Annotated in this window: 15 protein-coding genes, 1 tRNA gene and 2 pseudogenes; 4 read left to right on the top strand and 14 right to left on the bottom strand. The window is 65.2% G+C overall.

Annotated features, from left to right (window positions below):
* Positions 1-443: 443 nt before the first annotated feature.
* Entirely contained in the window at positions 444-1,478 is a 1,035-nt protein-coding gene (locus FOM02_RS26875; protein WP_027558004.1) for a cysteine synthase A, read from the top strand.
* A gap of 25 nt (positions 1,479-1,503) precedes the next feature.
* Here the strand turns inward: FOM02_RS26875 and FOM02_RS26870 are convergent, their stop codons facing one another.
* From FOM02_RS26870 to FOM02_RS26850, 5 genes are all read right to left on the bottom strand, one after another.
* The gene (locus FOM02_RS26870) at positions 1,504-1,932 is read right to left on the bottom strand and encodes a DUF805 domain-containing protein (protein WP_051377898.1); all 429 of its coding nucleotides are present in this window, start codon (positions 1,930-1,932) and stop codon (positions 1,504-1,506) included.
* A 169-nt stretch (positions 1,933-2,101) separates the two neighbouring features.
* Positions 2,102-2,839, bottom strand: coding sequence for an amino acid ABC transporter ATP-binding protein (locus FOM02_RS26865; protein ID WP_027558003.1), 738 nt, complete (start codon positions 2,837-2,839; stop codon positions 2,102-2,104).
* Between the two features lie 11 nt (positions 2,840-2,850).
* The gene (locus tag FOM02_RS26860; protein ID WP_027558002.1) at positions 2,851-4,371 is read right to left on the bottom strand and encodes an amino acid ABC transporter permease; all 1,521 of its coding nucleotides are present in this window, start codon (positions 4,369-4,371) and stop codon (positions 2,851-2,853) included.
* Positions 4,368-5,573 (bottom strand): amino acid ABC transporter permease, encoded by a 1,206-nt coding sequence (locus tag FOM02_RS26855; RefSeq protein WP_027558001.1) that lies wholly within the window; start codon positions 5,571-5,573, stop codon positions 4,368-4,370. Before FOM02_RS26855 ends, FOM02_RS26860 begins: the two co-directional genes overlap by 4 nt.
* A gap of 19 nt (positions 5,574-5,592) precedes the next feature.
* The gene (locus tag FOM02_RS26850) at positions 5,593-6,609 is read right to left on the bottom strand and encodes an amino acid ABC transporter substrate-binding protein (RefSeq protein WP_027558000.1); all 1,017 of its coding nucleotides are present in this window, start codon (positions 6,607-6,609) and stop codon (positions 5,593-5,595) included.
* A 389-nt stretch (positions 6,610-6,998) separates the two neighbouring features.
* On the opposite strand from FOM02_RS26850, the gene metC reads away from it, so the two are divergent.
* Both metC and FOM02_RS26840 read left to right on the top strand, forming a co-directional pair.
* Entirely contained in the window at positions 6,999-8,183 is a 1,185-nt protein-coding gene (metC, locus tag FOM02_RS26845; RefSeq protein WP_027557999.1) for a cystathionine beta-lyase, read from the top strand.
* A 158-nt stretch (positions 8,184-8,341) separates the two neighbouring features.
* On the top strand, positions 8,342-10,033 hold the full coding sequence (locus FOM02_RS26840) for a Na/Pi cotransporter family protein (protein WP_027557998.1): 1,692 nt from the start codon (positions 8,342-8,344) through the stop codon (positions 10,031-10,033).
* 22 nt (positions 10,034-10,055) lie between these two features.
* Here the strand turns inward: FOM02_RS26840 and FOM02_RS26835 are convergent, their stop codons facing one another.
* From FOM02_RS26835 to FOM02_RS26810, 7 genes and pseudogenes are all read right to left on the bottom strand, one after another.
* Positions 10,056-10,394, bottom strand: coding sequence for a lipid-A-disaccharide synthase N-terminal domain-containing protein (locus FOM02_RS26835; RefSeq protein ID WP_027557997.1), 339 nt, complete (start codon positions 10,392-10,394; stop codon positions 10,056-10,058).
* A complete protein-coding gene (locus FOM02_RS26830) occupies positions 10,391-11,125 on the bottom strand; it encodes a glycosyltransferase family 2 protein (protein ID WP_265440133.1) in 735 nt (244 codons plus the stop codon). The genes FOM02_RS26835 and FOM02_RS26830 overlap by 4 nt, the downstream gene beginning before the upstream one ends.
* A gap of 64 nt (positions 11,126-11,189) precedes the next feature.
* A complete protein-coding gene (locus tag FOM02_RS26825) occupies positions 11,190-12,035 on the bottom strand; it encodes a phosphatase PAP2 family protein (RefSeq protein WP_027557995.1) in 846 nt (281 codons plus the stop codon).
* A gap of 1 nt (position 12,036) precedes the next feature.
* A pseudogene (locus FOM02_RS47195) lies at positions 12,037-12,747 on the bottom strand (glycosyl transferase); the annotation flags it as partial.
* 137 nt (positions 12,748-12,884) lie between these two features.
* A pseudogene (locus FOM02_RS47190) lies at positions 12,885-13,748 on the bottom strand (ArnT family glycosyltransferase); the annotation flags it as partial.
* Positions 13,749-13,798: 50 nt separating this feature from the next.
* A complete protein-coding gene (pbpC, locus tag FOM02_RS26815; protein WP_027557993.1) occupies positions 13,799-15,907 on the bottom strand; it encodes a penicillin-binding protein 1C in 2,109 nt (702 codons plus the stop codon).
* Positions 15,908-16,003: 96 nt separating this feature from the next.
* Entirely contained in the window at positions 16,004-21,205 is a 5,202-nt protein-coding gene (locus tag FOM02_RS26810; RefSeq protein ID WP_265440131.1) for an alpha-2-macroglobulin family protein, read from the bottom strand.
* Positions 21,206-21,612: 407 nt separating this feature from the next.
* Here FOM02_RS26810 and FOM02_RS26805 point away from each other — a divergent pair.
* Positions 21,613-21,689, top strand: a tRNA-Arg gene (locus FOM02_RS26805).
* 187 nt (positions 21,690-21,876) lie between these two features.
* Here FOM02_RS26805 and FOM02_RS26800 read toward each other — a convergent pair.
* Positions 21,877-23,166 carry a hypothetical protein gene (locus FOM02_RS26800; protein ID WP_027557991.1) on the bottom strand — a complete coding sequence of 430 codons (1,290 nt, stop codon included), beginning with the start codon at positions 23,164-23,166 and terminating at the stop codon, positions 21,877-21,879.
* Positions 23,167-23,183: 17 nt separating this feature from the next.
* Positions 23,184-23,351, bottom strand: a complete 168-nt coding sequence (locus FOM02_RS26795) for a hypothetical protein (protein ID WP_156950861.1) — start codon at positions 23,349-23,351, stop codon at positions 23,184-23,186.
* Between the last annotated feature and the right edge of the window lie 521 nt (positions 23,352-23,872).

The raw sequence follows: 23,872 nt of genomic DNA, 5'->3' as shown, positions 1-23,872 counted from the left end.
GATACGCCTGTCTGGCAGAGACTTTTTGCATTTTCGAGCCACCGCAAAGCGTGCTCAAGCTTACTAAGATTTCATGTGATATTGGCGCCACACCTGCGCGGAAGCCGTTCGATCCGGCTGCACCAGCAGCAATCTGCAACATGCTGCTTTGGCTCCGTCTCAAGCGGGCATAGGCGGTTCTCGCAAGGCCATCGATGACCGCGACTGAACGCGCCGCTGCCCGCACATGCAGGTCCTCCGTCCGCCGCGCGCCATTCACTTTCCTAGGCCGCTCGTGACTTGCGTTATTTTCCATGGCCAGGCGGTGATCGAAGATATCATTTCGCCGATCTCCGGCATTGCTTTCGCGAATTTCGCCGCAGCGCAAAAGCCTTCCCCTTTGGCCTCCCAAGCACTAGGTTCTGGCCAACCAGATCAACCCCTTGCCAGTGATTTCCCCCGATATGACCACTCGAAACGACGTTGTCGAAGCCATCGGCAACACCCCGCTGATCAAGCTCAAGCGCGCCTCGGAATTGACCGGCTGCACCATCCTCGGCAAGGCCGAGTTCATGAATCCCGGGCAGTCGGTGAAGGATCGCGCCGGCAAATGGATGATTCTGGAGGCCGAGAGGCGCGGCGAGCTCAAACCGGGCGGTCTCGTGGTGGAAGCGACCGCCGGCAACACCGGCATCGGCCTCGCGGTCGTGGCCAGCGCGCGCGGCTACCGCACGCTGATCGTGATCCCGGAGACGCAGAGCCAGGAGAAGAAGGATTTTCTGAAGCTCTGCGGCGCCGAGCTGATCGAGGTGCCGGCCCTGCCCTACGCCAATCCCAACAACTACCAGCATGTCGGCCGCAGGCTGGCCGACGAGCTGCGCAAGACCGAACCCAATGGCGTGCTGTTCGCCGACCAGTGGAACAATCTCGACAATGCCAAGGCGCATTACGAGTCCACCGGACCGGAGATCTGGGAGCAGACGAGCGGCAAGGTCGACGGCTTCGTCTGCTCGGTCGGCAGCGGCGGCACGCTCGCCGGCGTCAGCCGCTATCTGAAGGAGAAGAACAAGGATATCCGCATCGCCTGCGCCGATCCGCACGGCGCCGGCATGTACGAATACTTCAGGACCGGCGATGCCAAAGCGACGCCCGGCGGCTCGATCACCGAGGGCATCGGCCTCAACCGCGCGACCGCGATCGTCGAGACGGCGAAGGTCGATGACGCCTATCTCATTCCCGATACCGAGGCCGTCACCGTCATCTACGAGCTGCTCCAGCACGAGGGCCTCTGCCTCGGCGGCTCGACCGGCATCAACATCGCCGGCGCGGTGCGGCTCGCAAAACAGCTCGGACCCGGCAAGACCATCGTGACCGTGCTGTGCGATTCCGGCAGCCGCTATCAGTCCAAGCTGTTCAACGCGGACTTCATGCGCGCCAAGAACCTGCCCGTGCCGGAGTGGCTCGAGAAGCGCAGCAACATCAAGCCGCCGTTCGTTTAGGCCGAACCGGTTGCAGCCGCGTGTGCTAAGTGTAGCGGTCGCTGCCCGGCCAGAACAACAGCGCCAGCGTCAGCACGAGATAGACGATGCTGCCGACCACCGTGCCGGTATGCTCCTGGCCCATCGCAAGGTGCGGAAACTTCATCGCGACGACGTAGTCAACGATCATCAGCGCGATCCAGGCCGGGACCACGCAGACCGGATCCCAGCCGATATCGCGGAAGCGCATCGAGTACAGCGTGATGGTTGCCAGCGCGAAGAACACCATCGCCGCGATCATTCCCGAGCTCTTCAGGAGATCGTCGGGGCGAACATTGGCCGGGTTGACGTTGCGCAGCGCCGACGTCGCGACCGCAAAGCAGATCGCGGTCATCACGACCGCGAGCGCGAGCGTGGCGAGGAAGAACTTTAGGCGTCCCAGGCGGGTATTGAAGCCAAATACGAGGTCGAGCACAGGCGCCCCCTTTTTGCGCCATAGGCGCAGAAAGAGCTTTCGAACGGGTGAAGCGGCGGGGGCACAACCCTGGATATGGTTGCGAAGAGATTACGGACCGCAGATCAAGTTGAGCTGCTGTAGGGTGGGCAAAGCGTAGCGTGCCCACCCTACGGCAGCACGGTTTGGATCACCGCAAAATCTGGCTCAAAAACAGCTTCGTCCGCGCATGCTGCGGGGCCGCAAAAAACTCGTTCGGCGTGTTGGCCTCGATGATCTGGCCGGCGTCCATGAACACGACGCGGTTGGCGACCTCGCGGGCAAAGCCCATCTCGTGGGTGACGACCAGCATGGTCATGCCCTCCTCGGCGAGATCGACCATGGTGTCGAGCACCTCCTTGACCATCTCGGGATCGAGCGCCGATGTCGGCTCGTCGAACAGCATCACTTTCGGATTCATGGTCAGCGCGCGGGCGATGGCGACGCGCTGCTGCTGGCCGCCGGACATCTGGCCCGGAAACTTGTTGGCCTGGTGCGGGATCTTGACCCGCTCCAGGAATTTCATCGCGGTCGCCTCGGCGTCCCTCTTGGGAATGTTGCGCACCCAGATCGGCGCCAACGTGCAGTTATCCAGAACCGTCAGATGCGGGAACAGATTGAAGCTCTGGAACACCATGCCGACCTCGCGGCGCACCGCGTCGATATGCTTGAGGTTCGGCCCGAGCTCGATGCCGTCGACGACAATCTCGCCTTCCTGGAACTCCTCCAGCGCGTTGATGCAGCGGATCAGCGTCGACTTGCCCGAGCCCGAGGGGCCGCAAATCACGATGCGCTCGCCCTTTTTGACCTCGAGGTCGATATCGCGCAGCACGTGGAAGTCGCCGTACCATTTGTTCAGGCCGGAAATCTTGACGATGGGCTCGGACATGGTGACCTCGATCAGTTGCGACGGTGGGCGTTGAGACGGTGCTCGACGAAGAGCGAGTAGCGCGACATTCCAAAGCAGAACAGGAAATAGATGATACCGGCAAAGGCAAAGCCGGTGAACAAGGTCGACGGCGTCGACCACTTCGGGTCCGCGAACGAGGCGCGCAGCGACCCCAGCAAATCGAACAGCGCGACGATGGAGACCAGCGAGGTATCCTTGAACAGCGAGATGAAGCTGTTGACGAGGTTCGGGATGACGTGGCGCAGCGCCTGCGGCAGCACGATCAGCGACGTCGTCTTCCACCAGGACAGCCCGAGCGCCGCCGCCGCCTCGCCCTGCCCGCGCGGGATCGCAGCGAGGCCCCCGCGGACGTTCTCGGCCTGATAGGCGCCCGTGAACAGCGCGATCCCGATCAGCGCGCGGACGAGGCCGTCGACCGTGAAATTGCCCGGCAGGAACAGCGGCAGCATGTAGGTTGCGAAGAACAGCACCGTGATCAGCGGCACGCCGCGCCAGAATTCGATGAAGGCGATCGAGAATATCCGGATCAGCGGAATGCTGGAGCGGCGGCCGAGCGCCAGCGCAATGCCGATCGGCAATGACGTGACGATGCCGGCGACGGAGACCACCAGCGTCACGAGAAGACCGCCCCAGAGTCGCGTCTGCACGACCGCCAGTCCGCCGTGATCAAGCCCCATCAGCTTGATCACGATGGCGATGGCGATGAAAGTCGCGATGCTCCATGCCAGGGGACGCCATCCCGTGCGCCCGCCACCGCCGAGGACAAAGGCGATCAGCGCGACGACGGCCGTGGTGATCGCAAAGTCGGTCCAGACCGATTGGCCCGAGCCCTCGAGCTGGTCACGCAGCCAGGTCAGGGGAAAGATCAGCCAGAAGATTGCCTTGCCGACCAGCAGGATGAGGTTGCCGACGACCCACAGCAGCGGGGCGACCGCCGAGGTCTTGCTGAGACTGAGCAGGACCTGCCCCGCGCCGATGATGCTGTCGTCGAACAATTGCAGCAGGCCCGCCGTCCAGCTCACGCCGAAGCCCGAGATGCCGCCGCCATGCAGCAGGAAGAACGCGACGACGGGAAAGGCGAAGAAGAACAGGCTGGCGTTCACCCCCTTCGCCGGCAGGCGCGGAACGAGCATTGGCACCAGTAGGACCGCCGCCAGGGCGAATGTGAGGTTGACGCGCCAGCGCTCGGCCTCGGGATAGAAGCCATAGATTAATTGCGGCAGCTTGGCCTGGATGTAGGGCCAGCAGGCGCCGACCGCGAACCCCGCGTTCTCGGTCAGGCACGCCGCACGGTCACTGCCGGTCCAGACCGCGTCGACGACCAGGAATCGGACGGACGGAACGATGGTGAACCAGAGCAGCAAGGCGCTGACGATGGTGATCAGGATGTTGGTCGGCGAGTTCAAAAGGCGCGTGCGCACGAGGCCAATGAAGCCCGTCGTCTTCACCGGCGCAGGACGCTCGGTGAGCAGATCCTGCCGGACATAAGCGGATGAGGTGATGTCGGTCATGCGCCGAGGCTCCGGCTGACGCGCCAACCGTAGACGCTCATGATCGCGCTGGTGAGCAGCGAGATCAGAAGATAGACGCCCATCGTCATGGCGATGATCTCGATCGCCTGCCCGGTCTGGCTCAGCGACGTGCCGGCCCATACCGAGACGAGATCAGGATAGCCGATCGCCACCGCAAGCGAGGAATTTTTGGTGAGATTGAGATACTGGTTGGTCAGGGGCGGCACGATGACGCGCATCGCCTGCGGCACGACGATCAGCCGCAGCGTGGCGCCGCGGCTGAGGCCGAGCGAGGACCCCGCCTCCATCTGCCCCTTGTGCACGGACAGGATGCCGGCACGCACGATCTCGGCAATGAAGGCGGCGGTATAGGTCGACAGCGCCAGCGTCAGTGCCACGAACTCCGGAATGATGCGCGAGCCGCCGGCGAAATTGAAGCCCTTGAGCTGCGGCAGCTCGACGGTGAAAGGCAAACCGAACACCAGTATGGTGGCGAGCGGCAGGCCGAACAGCAGGACCAGCACAGAGGGCCAGATGCGGATGACCTGCCCGCGCTGAAACAGCGCGCGCCGCGCGTGGATGCGCAAGGCCAGCGACGCCACGATGCCGAGGGCCAATACCACCAGGAACGGGACCAGGCCGCTTCCGCCGATCGGTGATGGAATGACGAGGCCACGATTGCTGATGAAGGCGATGCCGAGCAGCGAAATGCTTTGCCTGGGATTGGGCAGCGCGGCGAGCACCGCCAGGTACCAGAACAGGATCTGGAACAGCAGCGGCAGGTTCCGGATGATCTCGACGTAGATCTCGCCGACGCGCGACAAGAGCCAGTTCGGCGACAGCCGGCACAGTGCGACGATGAAGCCGATCACGGTGGAGAAGAAAATGCCGACCACCGAGACCACGAGCGTGTTCAGGAGCCCGACCACGAACACGCGCAGGAACGTGTCCGAGCCGGTGTAGGAGATCAGGGTCTGGTTGACGTCGAAGCCGGCATTGTTGCGTAGGAAGCCGAAGCCGGCGGCGATGTGCTGGTTCTCGAGGTTGGCGCGGGTGTTGGAGACGATCTCGTAGCCGATCCAGCCCAGGATCGCCGCGAAGGCAAACTGGACGGCGACGCCGTTCCAGCCTGCCTTGCCGCCCAGAATGCGCCTGATCTTCAGCGCGATCTGGGCCGGCGGTTTTCGAGCCTCGGTGCTCATCGCCGCGGATCAGGCGGGATCAGCGGATCGGCGGCGCGTACTGGAGACCCCCCTTGTTCCAGAGATTGTTGAGACCGCGATTGATGGCGAGCGGCGAGCCCGAGCCGACATTGCGGTCGAACACCTCGCCGTAATTGCCGACCGCCTTCACGATCCGGACCACCCAGTCCTTGGTGAGGCCGAGCTGTTCGCCGAAATTGCCGTCGGTGCCGAGCACGCGCTTCAGCTCCGGATTTTCCATCTTGGCCTTCTCGTCGACGTTCTTCGAGGTGATGCCGAGCTCTTCGGCGGTGACCATCGCGAACAGCGTCCACTTCACGATGTCAAACCACTGGTCGTCGCCGTGGCGCACCATCGGGCCGAGCGGCTCCTTCGAGATGATCTCGGGGAGCACCATGTGGTCGTTGGGATTGGCGAGCTTGAGGCGGTTGGCGTAGAGGCCCGACTGGTCGGTGGTGAAGACGTCGCAGCGGCCGGCCTCATAGGCCTTGACCGTCTCGTCATTGGTGCCGAACGCGATCACCTCGTACTTCATGTTGTTGGCCTTGAAGTAGTCGGCCAAATTCTGTTCGGTGGTGGTGCCGGTCTGCACGCAGACCGAGGCGCTGTTCAGTTCCAACGCGGAATTCACTTTGAGCGACTTCTTCACCATGAAGCCCTGCCCGTCATAATAGGTCACGCCGGTGAAGTTGGCGCCGAGCGAGGTGTCGCGCGAGATGGTCCAGGTGGTGTTGCGCGAGAGCACGTCGATCTCGCCGGATTGCAGTGCCGTGAAGCGATCCTTGGCGGACAGCGGCACGTACTTGACCTTGGTCGGATCGTTGAAGATGGCGGCGGCGACGGCGCGGCAGAGGTCGACGTCGAGCCCGGTCCAGTTGCCCTTGTCGTCGGGCGAGGAGAAGCCCGGCAGGCCCTGGCTGACGCCGCAGGACAGCGCGCCCCGATCCTTGACGGTCTTGAGCGTTTGCGCACCGGCAGTCTGGGCAGTCAGGCCGGCGGCGAGAGCGAGAGTGAGAGCCAGGGTTACGCGTTTCATGGGCTAAAGGCCTTTCAAGGTCGTCTCAATGAACGTTGTCTCAGGATCGTCTCTGCCAGGACTAGGCGTCGCAGCACTAGCCTTGCAAGAGTCATGCTGGAAAACCTTGCCGAACACCCGCCGATCCCGAGAGGCCATAACCTAATCCCCGCCGCAGGCGCCCGCCTTTGTGGCTGTGGCGCAAGGTCCGGTCAGACGATGGATCGAAGGTCGCGGCTGCCCCTCAACATGCGGCGACTGAATAGCACCTGCGCATAGGAGAGCGGCTGGCGGGCCGGGTCAAGGGGTTGACGGGACTCTTCTGTGTTCTGTTATTAACGACAGCGGCCTTTCGGCCAGCCTGCGGGCGCGACGCGCGCCAGCGGAAACGCTTTTTTGAAAGCAGACGCATGGATTCCTCGCATCCCCTTCGGCAGCAGGCCGAGACCCGCCTGGTGACCTCCGGCCGCGACACCAAGGCGCAGAAGGGCTTCGTCAATCCGCCGGTGTTCCACGGCTCGACCGTGCTGTATCCGACCGCCGAGGACCTGCACGCCCATCGCGGCGAGTTCACCTATGGCCGCCACGGCTCCCCCACCACCAAGGCGTTCCAGGAGACGCTGATGGCGCTGGAGGGGCCGCAATGTGCCGGCGTCGGCATCGTGCCGTCAGGACTGTCGGCAATCTCCACCACCCTGCTCTCGGTGCTGAAGGCCGGCGACCACATCCTGGTCTGCGACAACGTCTATCGACCCTCGCGCAATTTCTGCAACGGCATGCTCACCCGCTATGGTATCGAGACCACCTATTTCGATCCGCTGATCGGCGCCGGCATCGAAAAGCTGTTCAAGCCGAACACGCGCGCGGTGCTGGTCGAGGCGCCTGGTTCGCAATCGTTCGAGATGCCGGACATCCGCGCCATTGCCGAGGTCGCGCATGCCAAGGGCGCGCTTGTCATCGACGACAACACCTGGGCGACGCCGCTCTATCACCGCTCGCTCGAACAGGGCGTCGACATCAGCATGCAGGCGGCCACCAAATATATCGGCGGTCATTCCGACATCATGTTCGGCACCATCTCGGCCAATGCCAAGGCCTGGCCGATAGTAGCGGAAGGAATCCGCCTGCTCGGCGTTTGCGCTGGTCCCGATGACGTCTTCCTCGCGCTGCGCGGCCTGCGCACGCTGTCGGTGCGACTGGCGCAGCATCATCGTTCAGGCCTCGAGATGGCGCGCTGGCTCGCTGATCGGCCTGAAGTCGCGCGCGTGCTACATCCGGGGCTGGAGACCGATCCCGGTCACGCGATCTGGAAGCGCGACTTCACCGGCGCCTCGGGCCTGTTCAGCATCGTCTTGAAGCCGGCGCCGCAGAAGGCCGTCGACACCATGCTCAACACGCTCAAGCTGTTCGGCATGGGTTTTTCGTGGGGCGGCTTCGAGAGCCTCGCGATTCCGTTCGACTGCAACGACTATCGCACCGCGACCAAGTGGGCGCCGGGCGGCCCGACTCTCCGTCTGCATATCGGGCTCGAAAGCACCGACGACCTCAAGGCCGATCTCGATCGCGGCTTTGCTGCCCTCAAAGCGGCAATGTGAGTCTGAGCAAAAGGCAGCGCGCCGCGGACGCGCCAAGGCGCGCCGCGACGGGAACGAGCAACCCACGCAGGCGTTAACGCCGATGCGCCAACAAATGGTTTGAACCTCAAGCATTTGGCGCTAGCCTCACCAATCGACTCTCAATCCGGACACGGAGAATGGGAACGTTGGTTCTGCTCGATCTGATGGGCGGCGTTGCGCTGCTGCTGTGGGGCCTGCACATGGTCCACAGCGGGATTTTGCGTGCGTTCGGCCCGGACCTGCGGCGGCTGCTCGGCAAGGCGCTTGGCAACCGCTTCAAGGCGTTTGCGGCCGGCCTCGGCCTCACCGCGCTGCTCCAGAGCAGCACGGCGACTGCGCTGATCACCAGTTCATTCGCCGCCGAAGGCCTCGTCAGCCTCGCGGCCGCACTCGCCATCATGCTCGGGGCCAATGTCGGCACGACGCTGATCGTGCAGGTGCTCTCGTTCAATATCGCGGCGGTCGCACCGGTGTTGTTCGTGCTGGGGCTCGTCGCCTTCCGGTCGGGCCCGCGCTCGCGGATCAAGGACATCGGCCGCGTCTGCATCGGCCTCGGCTTGATGCTGCTGTCGCTGCATATCCTGCTCGATACGCTGGCGCCGGCGGAGAACGCGCCCGGCATGCGCATCATGATGTCGGCCATCACGGGCGATCCCGTCCTCTGCATCGTCATCGCCGCACTCATCACCTGGGCGGTGCATTCGAGCGTCGCCAGCGTGCTCTTGATCATGTCGCTCGCCTATTCGCAGTTCATCACGCCTGACGCGGCGCTCGCGCTGGTGCTCGGGGCCAATCTCGGCAGTGCCATCAATCCCGTGTTCGAAGGGGCAAGGCGCGACGATCCCGCGAGCTACCGCCTGCCGGTTGGCAATCTCGTCAATCGCATCGTCGGAATCGCGCTCGTCCTGCCGTTCCTGAACGTGATCGCCGGCTACATGCATGCCTGGCAGCCCGATCTCGCCAAAATGACGGCAGCGTTCCATATCGCCTTCAACGCGGGTACGGCCGTCATCTTCATCGAGCTGCTCGACACCATGTCGCGCGCCCTGACCCGGCTCTTGCCCGATCGCATCCAGGAGGCCGACCCGGCCCGCCCGCGCTATCTGGACGAGAGCGCGCTGGAGACGCCGTCACTGGCGCTCGCCGACGCCGCCCGCGAAACCCTGCGCATGGGCGACCTTGTCGAGGTCATGCTGCGCAAGGTGATGACGGCGATGATGACGGGCGACCGGGCGCTGGTCGACCAGGTGACAAAGACCGACAATGCCGTCGACGGCCTCGACGAGGCGATCAAGCTCTACGTGACGAAACTGACGCGGGGCAGCCTCGACGAGAGCGAGGGGCGGCGCGCGATGGAGATCATCTCCTTCGCCATCAACCTCGAGCATATCGGCGACATCATCGACAAGAATTTGAGCGAGCTTGCCACCAAGAAGATCAAGCGGCGCCTGCAATTCTCGGCCGAGGGCGCCGAGGAGCTCGCCGCCTTCCACAAGCGCACGATGGACTCGCTGCGGATCGCCTTCGGCGTGTTCATGTCGGGCGACGCCAACGAGGCGCGCAAGCTGCTGGTGGAGAAGACCACGCTCAGGAACACCGAGCTCGCCGCCGTCGAGCGCCATCTCGACCGCCTGCGCGAAGGCCGCCCCGAGACCATCGAGACCACCTCGCTGCATCTGGACGTTCTGCGCGATCTGCGCCGCATCCATTCACATATCTGCTCGGTCGCCTATCCAGTGCTGGAGGCGGCCGGCGAGCCCTATCGCCGGACCGGGACCGAGACGGCCGCCCTGCCCGCCTCAGGCGCGGCTTCGGCGTTGCCGCGCTAGGACCTTGGACCAGACACCGGGATCAGCGGTCCAGCGTCTTGGACGCGCGACCGCGGTTCTTGATGATCAGCATGATGTTGCGGACATAGATGATGGTCGCCAGCGCCTGCCCGAGGATGATCACCGGCTCCCGCTTCACGACGCCATAGACCAGCGTCATCAAGCCGCCGCCCATGGAGCAGAACCAGAATGCCATCGGCACCACGCTGTTGCCGGCGCGCTCGCTCGCGATCCACTGCACCAGGAAGCGCGCGGTGAAGAACAGCTGCGCGACGAGGCCGAACGCCAGCCAGAAGTCGAACTTGGCGACGAAGACGTCGTAGAGATAATTGCTCAGCGCCTGACCGTATTGAATGATCATGCGTTCACCTCAGTCACATCTGGTGTCGGCTTCTTGCGGCGGATCAGCCACCACACGCCGGCGAGATCCATGATGCCGATCCACAGCCGGTCGAAGAAACCATAGTTTGACACGCCGGAATGGCGCGGCCGGTCGATCACGTCGACATAGGCAATATCAAAGCCCTCGCGGCGGACCAGCGCCGGCAGGAAGCGATGCAGCCCGTCGAAATAGGGCATCATCAGGAAGATATCGCGCCGGAACGCCTTCAGGCCGCAGCCGGTATCGCGCGTGCCGTCCTTGAGGATCGAATTGCGGACGCCATTGGCGACGCGCGACTGGAGTTTCTTGAAACCGGTGTCCTTGCGGCCGACGCGTTGTCCCGCGGCGAGCCCGACCTTGCTGTCCTTCTCGACCGCGGCGATCAGGTCCGGCAGGAACGCCGGGTTGTTCTGGCCGTCGCCGTCGAGCGTCGCCACGATCTGCCCGCGCGCCGCGCGCACGCCGCTGCGCACCGCCGCCGACTGGCAGCCCGACCTGGCGTGGCGGAGCTGCCGCAGATTGTCCCGCTGCTTCATCATCGCCATCAGGCGCTCGCCGGTGGCGTCCGTCGAGCCGTCGTTGACGTAGATGATCTCGTAGGCCCAGCGGCCATCGAGCGCCGCACCGATCTCGGCGATCAGCGGCGCGATGTTGTCGGCTTCGTTGCGCACGGGAACGACGATGGAAACCGAAGGCTGGGACGTCGACAAAGGAGGCTCGTGGTTGGAATGGGCCTGCCCTCAAGGAACCGGCGGTCCCAGGAAGCAGCCGCTTTTATGGGGCGGATGCCCCGCGGGCAACCCTTTTGAGACGGCCCGAATCTGCCCCCGGAAGAGGCACAATGGTGCCGTCGGCCCGGATGGCAAAGGCGAGCCTGCGGGCCGCGAACCAGTAGCGGACCGCCATGGCGCCGACCATGCCCAGCAGGGCGCCCGCCGTGACGTCGCTCGGGTGGTGCGCGAGCAGCACGAGACGCGTCAGCAGGATCACGATTGCGTAAGTGAACATGAACACGCGCAACCGCGGCAACAGCGCCGAGACCGCGAACGCCAGCGCAAATGCCGTGATCGCATGCCCGGACGGCAGGCTGGCATGAGCCCCCGTTCCCTCGAACGGGACGAAATTGAACGGATTGGCCGCGCCACCGACGAACGGGCGCCCCCGGCCGATGATGTATTTCAGAATCTCGCCGGCGAACACGGACAGAGCTACAGACAGAAACAGGTACTGGAGCCGCGTGCCAAAGCCGAGCAGCAGCGCGCGGCGTGTGCCGTGAAGCCCGGCCGCAACGAGCGCCACGACCACCAGCGCAGCCCCGAGCACCGAGAGCACATACTCGTCCTTGCCGAAATCGGTCAGGATGCTGATCGGCCACAGGCTTGGCGTGCCGCGCGCCGGCATCAGCAGGATCTCGGTCCGGTCGAACGCGACCATCAGCACGACGATCAAGGCCGCGCCCACTGCGCTCAGCCACAGCGAATGTCGCGCCAGCTTGCGCGCGGCAGCAGCGCGGCGCGAATGCGAGGGTGTTCGCACGAGCTGCGCCAGCGCGCGCCCGGACACGGCGAGCAATTGCGCCGGATAGCCCGCACGCGGCGCGATGTCGGTCGTACCGGGCATCCTACTCGGTGCCTTCCGAGCGGAAGATCGAGATCGAGATCGGCCGCCCTTGCGAGAAATTATAGCCGTCGATGCGTGCACCGACCTTGTAGCGCAGCCCGATCGCCTCGGCGCGCTGCACGAAGCTGCGCTCCGAGCGCTGTTCGATCAGCGCGAAGCGGCAGCTTCCCTGCCGCAGGAAATCCGCCGCGCCAGAACCGTCGGTGAGCAGCGTCTGCGTACCCGTGAGGAACACGAGGCTCGGCTCGTGATAGCCGGCCGCTGCCGCCTTCGGCCCGACGCAGCTGACGTTGCGCAGCGCGCGCGCCACCTCGATGCTCGGGAACAGCGGCGTCAGCGACGGCAGCACGATGCCCCAGACCACGACCGCCAGCATCAGGGCGGCGACCAGTGCATTCAGCACCGAACGTTCGGCGCGGTTGCTGTCGAACAGCCACCAGGCGAACAGGCCGAAGATCAGCGAGGCCGCGATGAACGGCCAGGCGACGAAGGCCGGCTGCCGCGTCAGCATGACCGCGCCGACCACCGCGATGATCGAGGCCGCCGCAGGGATCGCGAACCACCAGGCCGAGCCGCGCGCGAGCCACGAGCGCGACAGCACGTTCCGCTCCAGCGCGCCGACGGTGAGGATCGCGATCGCCGGATAGAGCGGCAGCACGTAATGCGGCAGCTTGGTCAGCACCGCCTCGAACACGATCCAGGACGGGATCAGCCTCGAAGAATTGCACGCAGCAACCGGCTGGCCGCTGCGCCGCTTCAATCCGGCCTTGCCTATATGATCTCCCAGATCAACGAGCGGCGCGTGTTGGGGGGGAGGGGACCAACGATTACCCGGCCCGGGGCTTCTTCCTGATCCGACGGAGTCCGCAAAGAAGGCATCGCCCGCGCGCCAGAAGATCGCGATGAACCAGGGCAGCACCAGCACCAGCAACCACATCAGTCCCCAGACCGGACGCAGCTTCCACAGCCAGGAGGCATCGCGGTCCAAAATCGCCAGGGCGACGATGGTCAGGCCGGCGAACATCAGGATCAGCGGACCCTTGATCAGGATGCCAACCGCGAGCGCGGTCCAGAAGATTGCGGGCCAGCTCCACGGCGGACGGGTCTCGTCCTCGGCGCGCTGCCAGGACAGATAGCGCGCGACATCGCGCCCATCGCGGCGGTCACGCAGAACAGCAGCATCGCGTCGGTCTTTGCGAGCCGCGCCTCGACCCCGAGCAGCACGGAGGCGCACATCAACAGCGCAGCCAGCACCGCAGCGCGCCGCGTCACGAAGCCGAGCGCGGCCCAATAGGTCATGAGCACCGCGCCGATCGCGCCCAGCAGCGAAGGAATGCGGTAGACCCAGATCCGCAACTCGGCCTTCGGCAGCTTGAGCGCCGTGGCAGCTTCAACCGCCGCCGATTGCAACCAATAGATGCCGACCGGCTTCTTGTAGCGGACGTCCTCCTGGAAGCGGATGTCGACATAGTCGCTGCTCTCGACCATCTGCTTGGTCGCTTGCGCAAAGCGCGCCTCGTCGCGATCGACCGGCGGGATGGTGAAGAAGCCAGGCAGGAACAACAGCAGCGCGCACAGCACCAGGAAGCCGGCCGCGCGAGCATGGCTGGACGTAACGACGTCGAGCAGCGACACCAGCCGGCTGCCCGGATTTACGGGCGTTTTCGGCTCGCGGGGCGCTCCAAAACGGGGAGTTGGGTAGGTCTCGGCCATTGGTTCCGCTTACGCTGAAACCGCCATCGCCACAACCGCTTAAGCCAGGGTCATTGAATTCGAATGACAACTGTGTCCGCGGCGCCCGTGGCATCGATCACGGTGAGGCGTGCAAAGCCCGGACCGGGCGGATCGATCAGGCGCTGTCGGCGGCCGTCGATCTCGCCGCGCGAGGTTCCGTTAACCATGACGGTCATGGGCAGGACACCGCCGGCGACCTTGACAGGCATGGCGGCGGCTTCCGCACCACCGGAGCGATCGACGTCGATCCGCGAGCCGTTCAGTGGAAACTGGATGTGCAGCGCCTGCTCACCGCCGGTGCGAACGAGTTCCCCAATCGGGCGGAACCGCCTCAGCGGCAGCGGCAGCTTGGCGTTGCTGGCGACCAAAGTTCCCTTGGGCGGTTTGGGCAGCGGTGTGAGCGTCTTGCCGGTGCGGGCGAAAGCGTCGAACAGGATTGGAGCTGCGGCGACGCGCCCGATCAGGCCGGGAACCGGAGCGCCGTCGGGCCGGCCGACCCAGACGCCGATGGTCATGCGGCCGTCGAAGCCGACCGACCAGGCGTCGCGATAGCCGTAGGACGTGCCGGTCTTGAAGGCGATGCGGTTGTGGGCGGCATTCTCGGGCGGCGGCGTGCCGAGCAGCACGTTGCCGACCTGCCAGGCCGCGGCCTGGTCCAACAGCCGCATCGGCTCGCGGTCATCCTTTGCCGCGACGACTTCGCGCAGCGGCCTGGTGGTGCCGAGCCGGGCGAAACCCGCGTAGAGCTGGGCGAGATCCTGGAGCGTCACGCCAACGCCGCCGAGGCCCATTGCGAGACCCGGCGCCTCGTCCTTGGGCAGGACGAGATTGCCGCCGGCCTGGCGCAGCCGCGAGGCCAGCCGGCTCGCGCCGACGCGGTCGAGCAGCACGATCGCCGGAACGTTCAGCGACAATTGCAGCGCCTTCTTCACCGGCACCGTGCCCTGGAACGTCATGTCGAAATTTTCCGGCGCATAGGAGCCGAAGCGAACCGGACGATCGTCGATCAGGCTGTCGGGATGGACAAAGCCGTCCTCGAAGGCGAGGCCATAGATGAAGGGTTTCAGCGTCGAGCCGGGCGAGCGGACGGCGCGGGTCATGTCGACCTGCCCTGCCCGGCTCTCGTCGAAATAATCCGCCGAGCCGACGCGCGCGAGCACGTCGCCGCTCTCATTGTCGACCACGATGATACCGACCGAGATGTTCGGCCCCAGCGCAATGGCGCGGTCGCGCGCCAGCGGCTCCAACACCCTCTGCAAGGTCGCATCCAGCGTCAGCTTGATGACCGGCGTATCCTTGACGGTCGCGAGCGCGGAGTCGGAAGCATGCGGCGCCAGGATCGGCATCGGCTTGCGCAGTTTTGGTACGGGCGCGGCGTTGGCCTGCGCCGCATCGTCGGAGCTGACGACATGCTCAGCGACCATGCGATCGAGCACCCGATCGCGCGCCCTGCGCGCCGCCTCGGGATAGCGGTCGAGCCGGCGCGTCTCCGGCGATTGCGGCAGGGCGACCAGCAGCGCAGCTTCAGAGAGCGAGAGCCGCTTCGGCTCCTTGCCGAGATAGGCGATCGAGGCGGCGCGGATGCCTTCGAGATTGCCGCCGTAAGGCGCAAGCGCGAGATAGAGGTTGAGGATCTCGGCCTTGCTCATGCTGCGCTCGATCTCGATCGCGCGCACGATCTGGCGCAGCTTGGCATAGAGCGAGCGCTGCCGCCGCGGCTCCATCAGCCGCGCCAGCTGCATCGAGATGGTCGAGCCGCCGGACACGATGTGGCCGCGCGTTCCCAGTTGCAACGCGGCGCGTCCGAGCGCGAGCGGATCGAGGCCGTTATGGGCGTAGAAGCGCTGGTCCTCATAGGCGAACAGCAGTTTCAGATAGGTCGGATCGACGTTGGCCTTCGCATCGACCGGCAACCGCCAGCGGCCGTCCGACATGGCGTAGGCGCGGAGGAGCTTGCCATTGCGGTCGACGACGGTGGTCGAGACCTGGCGCGCCTCGTCGAGCGGAAGCGGTCCGAGCGAGTAGACCCATGCGACGAAGCCGGTGATGCCGAGGATGAAAGTGAGTGCGAGGGCAGAGAGGACACGATGGCCCCTGCCCCTTGCTCCGTCATGGCCGGGCTTGTCCCGGCCATCCACGTTGGCCCCGGCACCAAAGTCCGTGGATGCCCGGGTCAAGCCCGGGCATGACGACGGAGTTTGTAGCCCGTTCGGAGCGTCAGTCATCCCAAGCACTCACTTCGCCGCCCGCACCTCGACCGTTCCCGTGCCCGTCCGGCCATAGCGCGAGGGATTGTACATGTCCTCGACATAGGCCTGCGGCAGCACGTATTTGCCGGGCGAGACGGCGCGCAGGACATAGGCGACGGTGAACACCGCCTTGGAATCCGAGGCGCGGTCCACGGCCGCGGTGAAGCGGTCGTCGCGGAACTCGGTGTCTTCAGGCTCCTCGCCGTCCTCGATCCAGTCCAGCGTGCCGCTGTCGCCCGACGAGAGCAGCTTCGGATTGTCGATCTCCAGACCCGCCGGCAGATAGTCGGACACCATGATGTGGCCGTACTCGGGCTTCGCCTCCGTGATCTTCAACACCACGGCGAAGCGATCGTTCTGCTTGACCTTGCTGATATCGGCGGGCTTGCCGTCGAGCGTGAAGTAGTTCCGCTCGATCTTGAACCCGGCCGAGGCGGCCGGCTCCGGCGTCACCGGCGAGCCCGACACCGAGACCACCGCCTGCACCGGTGCGTCGCCGGTGTTGGTGATCTTCAGCGGCTTGCCGCTCAGCGTGTCCGCCTTGTAGCTACGGTACAGCGCAGTCTTGACCGGCTGGCCGTCGACCTCGATCGACAGGTTCTCCTTGGCGAGCGCCCTCGCCGCCAGCACCAGCCACGCATTCTCCTGCGTGGAGGTGTAGGGCGTGAGCCCGCGCGCGGTCTCGACCCGCGACACCGCCTGCGTCAGCGTCGCCTTCGGCGCATTGCCCTCGCTCGCGAGCGAGACCAGAGCTGCGGCATCGCGAAGCTGCGAGCCGTAGTCGGTGCGGCCGAACTCAAGCACCGGCTTCGGTGCCAATGAGTCCAGAGCCGCGCCATAAACCCGCTCCGCGCGGTTGCGGTCGCCGACCAGCGCGAGCGCCGCAGCGAGCTGCGACTTCGCAATGGGCGTTGCGAGGTTGGAGAGCTTGGTGTCGGCGAGATAGCGGAGATCGCCGATCGGCGCTGCGCCATTGCGGGCGAGCACGTAGAGCCCGTAGGCGAGATCGCGGCCACCGTCCTTCTCCGGCTCGTTGCCGTTGACGACCGAGTTGCGGATGCGGTCGAGCGCGTTCTTGAACGGCACGTCCGGCACCGCAAAGCCCTTCTCGCGGGCGCGGGTCAGGAAGTCCGTCACGTACGCATCGAGCCAGGCATCGTCGCCACCAGCCAACCACAGGCCAAATGAGCCGTTGGAGCCCTGGCGGGCCAAAAGCCGCTCGATCGCATCGCGGATGCGCTGATCGACCTCGGTGTCCATGGCGAGGTGCGCACCGGTCGCGAGCTCGTTGACGTAAAGCAGCGGCATGGCCCGGCTCGTGATCTGCTCCGAGCAGCCATAGGGATAGCGGTCGAGCGCTTTGAGGATCGTCGCCGCATCGAGCGCGGTCGACAGGCTGGCCGAGACCGAGACGCTGCCGGTGCCCGGCACGAGGTCGGAGAACATGTCCGAGGTCAGCGTCAGGCTCTCGCCCTTGGCGAGGGTGCGGATCGAGCGCCGCGCCAGCACCTGCGTCGCCGCCTTGACGTCGAACGCATAGTGGCGCGCCAGCGCAAGGCCATTCGGTCCCTTGATGTCGACGTCGAGCGTCGCCTGCCCCGCCGCGGTCGCATCGAGCGCGAGCGAGAACGCGTTGCGCTGCTTGGCGGCGAGCTTGACCGTGGTGGCAGGATTGCCGGTCATCTTCACCGGGCCGCCCGTCTTCACGTTGATGACGTAGTCGCCGGCCTGGCCCTCGACATTGTCGATCTCGAGATTGACCGTGCCATGGTCGCCATTGAGCAGGAACCGCGGCAGCGTCGTGGTCAGCACCACAGGGTCGCGGATCACGACGTCCGTATTGGCGCGTCCGAGTTTGGTCGCGGTCCACGCCACCGCCATGACGCGCGCGGTGCCGGCGAACTCGGGAATGTCGAAGCTCACCTCGGCCGTGCCGTCGGCACCAACAGTCACGATGCCCGAATAGAGCGCCAGCGGCTTCTGCGCGGGCGGCGAGCCCTGGAGCTCGGCCCCGGCATCGCCGCCGGATTTGATCTGGCCGCGCGTGCCCGACATGCCGTCGATGAGCTGGCCGTAGAGATCGCGGATCTCCGCACTCAGGCGGCGCTGGCCGAGATAGTAATCGTCCGGCGCAGGCGGCTTGTAATTGGTGAGGTTGAGGATGCCGACGTCGACCGCGGCGATCACCACCTTGGCGTCCTCGCCCGGATTGAGTCCGTCGAGCTTGACCGGAATCTTCAGCGCCGCGTTCGGGCGGATCAGCGCCGGCGGCGTCAGCTTCACCTGGAGGGTGCGGGTCTGCTTGTCGATGCCGAACCATTTCAGGCCGATTGCGCGGCCCGGCATGCGCTGGGCGGCGGCATCGAGTGGACGGCGGAGCGTTGCCACCACATAGGCGCCGGTGCCCCAGTCCTTGCCGACCGGGAGCTTCACCTGCGCGGTGCCTTCCCTGACGTCGATGGTCTGCGTCGTGAGCAGGCGGTCGCCGAGGACGTTGACGGTGAGCTTGCCCGCGGAGCGGACATTGACCGATACCGTCATGGTGTCGCCGGAGGCGTATTGCGGCTTGTCGATCGAGGTCTCCAGCAGGTCAGGCGTGTCGGCGCTGCCGTCGGAATACCAGCCGACGTCGAACTGCACCGAGGTCACCGGGCCGTCGGCGTCGTTCGACTTCACATCCAGCCGGTAGCGGCCCGGCTGCGGGCTGAGCGAGATCCGTGCCGGCTTGTCGGCGGCAACAGTGACGTCACCGTCGGCGACGCGCGAGGTCGACTTGACCGGCTCGTACTCCCAGTAATTGTTCTGGCGATACCATTGGTAGCGCGACTCCATCTTCAGGAGCTCGTAGCGCAATCCGTCGCGGCGAAGCTTCTCGCCCTCGGGCGAGACGAAGACGACGTCGAACTCGGCCTTGTCGCCCTCGGCGACGTTCTTGTCGCCGAACAGCGGCTTGATGCCGATCTGCGCCGCAACGGGCGCGACCGGCAACACCAGCTTGCGCTCGACGGCGCGGCCGCCGGTCTCGACCATGCGGACGAAGATCTGCGCCTCCTGCGGCCGCGTCGATGCCGGCTGCTTGTCCAGCGTCACCGGGAAGGTGGCAACGCCATTGGCATCGGCCTCGGGCAAGTTCTCCAGCGGCGTGCGCTCGTTCGAGGTGGTCTCCTCGTCGGCAACGCCGAACTGATAGCCGGCAAAGCCCGGACGCTCGCTTGCGGGCGCGATCAGCATGTCGCCCTCGAGCGCAAGGCCGGAGGCCGGCGCGCCATAGAGGAAATGGCCGTCCGCCTTAAGCTCCACAGGAGCGTTAGCTTTGATCAGCTTGTCTTTGGCAGACAAGTCGAATTCGATCCGATCTGGGACATAATCCTCGACCATGAAGGTGGTCTCGCCGACCGAGTTGCCCTTCGGATCGGTGAAGGCGCGCACCCGCCAGGTCCCGGTCGGGACGGCCGAATTGAGCGGCACGGACAACGTGCGGCCGCCGGCACCCTGGTCGGCCAGCACGGCGCGGCGGAATTCGACGCCGTCGGGGCGCTCGATCACCAGGGTCAGCGGCCCGCCGGTCACGGCATTGCCCTGCCCGTCGCGGAGCAGCGCTGTCAGGAACACGGTCTCGCTGGAGCGGTAGACGCCGCGCTCGGCATAGACGAAGGCGTCGGCGCCCGCGGGCACGGCGCGGCCCGCGACACCGCGATCGGACAGGTCGAAGGCGGAGGTCTTCAGGCTCAGGAAGGCATAGTCCGCCTTCTCGCCCGTGACGGTCAGCAACGCCGGCGACAGGCCGCCCTCGCCGCGCGCAAGGCCAGCCTCGAACAGCACGTGACCGGAATCGTCGGTCTTGCGGGTCGCCAGGATCTCGTTGTTGCGGGCAACCAGCCGCACCTCGGCCTTGCCGACCGGATCGGTCGAGGCCAGCGAGTTCACAAAGACATGGATGCCGTCATTGCCGGAGTAAGCGGACACGCCGAGATCGGAGACGATGAACCATTGCGTGGCGAGCTGGTACTCGTCATTCGAGCCCGGGCCCTTGGCGGCAGCCGTCATCACATAGACGCCCGGCTGCAGCTCGCCGAGTGCCTGATCGACCGGGAATGCCGTGGTGACGTCCTGATTCAAGGTCATCGCGGTCGCGAGCTCGCCGGACCAGACCTTGACGCCGCGCTCGTCGCCAAGATCGCCGAGCTGATATTTGGTCAGCGTCTTCTGGAAATCGCTGTCCACCACCGTGTTGATCAGGTTGCGGTCGCCGATCCGGAACACGTTGATGCTGACCGCGGGTGTGTTGACGCTGACCACGGGAATGCCGCGCTGGCCGGTCCTGGGCAGCACATAAGCGCGGCTGGTGAAGCGCGCGAAGGGCTTGCGGTCACGCACATAGATGTTGAACTCGGCCGATTTCGGCAGGCCTTCCTTGACCGTGGACGGCAGGCCGGCGCGCAGATTGATGTTGTAGCGCTCGCCGTGCTTGAGGCCGTCGACGCAGAGCTGCTTGCCCTCGGCCGACAGCGCCGGTTTATCCTGGCCTGCGAGCGCCAGGAACGGCGCGAAATCGGTGCGCTTGGCGAGTTCCTCCGAGAATTGGAAGCAGGCGCGCGGGCTCGCTGAATCCGAGTCCACGGTATAGTCGAGCAGCCGAAAGCCGTGCTCGTCGCGCATCTTCTCATACTGACCGCGGACATCGGCGACCTCGCGCGCCTCGAGCGACAGCCGCAGCGCATCCAGCGCCGGCCGCCAGAGCTTGCGTTCGGCGAGCGACTTGCCGAGCACGGCGAGCGCATCAGCCTCCTCGCCCGGATTACCGGCGCGCTGGTAGGCGATGTAAGCGGCGGTCGAGGCGCGCTCCAAAAGGAACGTCTGCTCGCTCGAGTTCTTGGGCCAGATCTGGAAGATCACCTTGGCGAGCCGCAGCCAGTTGCCGGCATCGTCAGGCGTGATCGCCGCGATCTGGCCGAGCACCGACAGTCCGGTGCGGTAGTCATTGCGGCGGAAGGCAGCGTCGGCGTCCGTCTTGAGCGTCGCATTGGTCTTGGCGACCGGCCCCGCCTCGCTCTTGATCTGGGCCTCCAGCTTGATGGCGGAATCGGCGAGATCGTCGCGCTTGAACGCCTTGTCGGCGGCTTGCGCAGCCGAAAGGCCGAGCGCCAGCGTGGCGCAGAGTGTGACGGCGCGGACAAGACCGATCATGATGGACTCCCGGAAAGCGCGGACGAGCGCCGCGGCGGCAAATGAAATGCGCGGAAAGGTGACGGACTCAAGGCGATGGAACCGAAGGTGCAAATCGTCGCATTCGCCATGACAAGGCAAGCCCAGAGGAGACCGGCCGCGATATCGCCGCGCACGCCGTCCTGATGGCGCAGCAATACCTAGCCAGTCGACCGGCGGCCGCGTCCCGGAAGCTCCTCAGCGCTTCCCGGCGATGTGAACCATCGTCCGTTGCGCTGCCGCTCAACCCGGCACCCTGACACCCCGCCGTTCCGCTTTGTCGCGGCTCGGAGGAAATCGGTTCGGTTCAGACTTGGCGAAACACCAGATTTTTCATATTGGCATGCTAGATGAACGGCCGGCCCCCGAACCGGGGGGTGGCTCAAGACGGTCCCGTAGCTCAACTGGATAGAGTAGCGGATTTCTACTCCGCGGGTTGCAGGTTCGAGTCCTGCCGGGATCGCCAGTCAAACCGCTTGGCAATCAAAGACATTCAGCCGGTCAAGCCCTAAGGCGGATCACCGCCTGCCTAGCGCGAGTGGGGATCAAAGACCCCAAATGGGGCCAGGCGGGGCAGAAAATCCCCGGAGAAATCCCCGGAGCATTTTCGCACACCGGAAGGGCGCCGGCGCGCGCATTCCGCCGCCCGCGCTCTACTTGCGCAGCCTGCCCATACCAGCCGCGAGGAACACGTCGATCAGCACGGCCGCGCCCAGCAGCAGAAACATCTGGATCGGAAACATGTATTGCATGTGGAAATAGATCAGCACGCCCTGCGCCACGAAGCCGGCGGCCATCGACGCGCTGGCGGCCATCACGGCGTCGAAATTCTCGATCCCAGCGTCCGAGCGACGATACCACCTGACGAGAGCGCCGGAGATCGCGAGGACCAGCAACACGGGCCACAGCGTTGGTGCGAACGGCAGCCCAGACATTTCGGCGTGGAGGATCAGGACGAGCTTGGCCCAATAGATCGAGGCGACCTCGGCCGGATGCTGGCGGACGAGATCGAGATAGCGTTCTCGCAGAATCTCGTAAAAGCGCGGACTGAGATACGGAACGGCCGGATCAACGGCCTTGACGGCGTCGATCGCGCTGTAGTCACTCCATTCGATCCCGAACGGGTTAGGTACCCCGCCGAGCCCCATATAGAGGTTCGCCCAGGTCCCGTGACTTTCCAGCTTCTCGGGCGGCGGCAGCTGATAGACGGCGTCTCGCGCGCGCAGAAGCGCATACGGCGTCGCCGCCGTGGCGACAATTGCAAGCGCCAGCACGACAGGAGCCAGCTTGCGCTCGCGGATGACGAGCAAGATCGTTACGATCAAAGCGGTCAGCACGCCCATCATGCCGATCGCCTCACGGAGCAGTAGCGCCACGGCCAGACCCACAAACCCGGCCGCGATCCACGCAGCCCGAAATCGCGGCCTGCCAAGGATCGCAATCGGCAGAATGACCGCGAAGCACGCCGCCGCGAACTGGGCCGGATGCGGCGTCAGGGCGTGAAACTGGCGGGCCATGAACGCGCCGACGGTCAGCGCCGAGAGCGAGGCAACCGGAAGATTGCAGGCCATCAGGAGCAACGCCACGGCGATGAGCGCCGTGTAGTTCAAGGCAGTGTTGAGGTGCGAGATCTGCTCCGGCCGGACCGCAGCCCCGCTCGCGACGGAATAGACCTCGAGCGCCAGGGCGTGGCCGAGATCGTCACCACCGAAACCGTCGGCGATCGGCACGACATCCTCGCCGTGGCACAGCACGAGAAACTTGTGCGTCGCCCTGGCGCAGTCCGCGCTGGCGAGCCAGACCTTCGCAGTGGTCCAGCTGTGCGGAAGGCCATCGGCTTTCTGAAATGAGCGATACGCCTGCGGCGCGGTCGCGAGCGCCAGACAGACAAGGAGCAACGCGGTACGCACGAACGGCGCACTAAAACCCCTGACCGACTCCATTCCCATTCCGCGGCGCCTCAAATCTCCGGCTTGCGGTTGCGCCGGCGCCCTTCGCCTATCCCCGCGATGCCACCAACTACGACCAGCCCCGCGACGATCGCCGCCACCGCGGCGACATTCGCAACATCGGCCTCGCCGAAGCGATAGAACCGATTGACCGCATCACCCGCCTCGTCAAGCCTCATTTGAGCTTTCCGACGCAAAAGTCCAGAACTAAAGCGAGATTGCAAGACCCTTTCGACATGCACATCGAGCGGACCAGGCCGGAGGACGCGCGCGAGACCGCCGCCACCTCGACCTTATCGCTCCAGTAAGCCGTTGATAGGCGATCTGGCTCGCCACCTCGTCGGCGATGTCGCGATCGAACGCGGCCCGCGAAACCCATATTGGTCGAGCACCTGCGGCAGCCCCTGGTTGAATCAGCGGGAAACGGCGCCGATCGCACATGCCGCGCGATTGCCTCGCCAAGAGAGGTGATGCTAAACCCTCCTGCGCATTTGCACGGGAACTGCTGGAGGATCTGCGGTGCCGAAAATCGATAACCGCTTGATTGGTGTCGTTATCCTGGCGCTGATGATTCTTGCGATCGCCAATATCGCAACTCAACCCTAAAATGCACGCCACTGCGGCGCGCGATGAGTTCCGACCAAGATGCAATGGCGATGAAGGATGCGCTCAGAACCAGAGGCGCAGCACCAGATCAAAC

This window comes from Bradyrhizobium sp. SEMIA (assembly GCF_014844175.1).
Classification (GTDB): domain Bacteria; phylum Pseudomonadota; class Alphaproteobacteria; order Rhizobiales; family Xanthobacteraceae; genus Bradyrhizobium; species Bradyrhizobium arachidis.
This window is presented reverse-complemented; position numbering and strand designations above follow the sequence as displayed.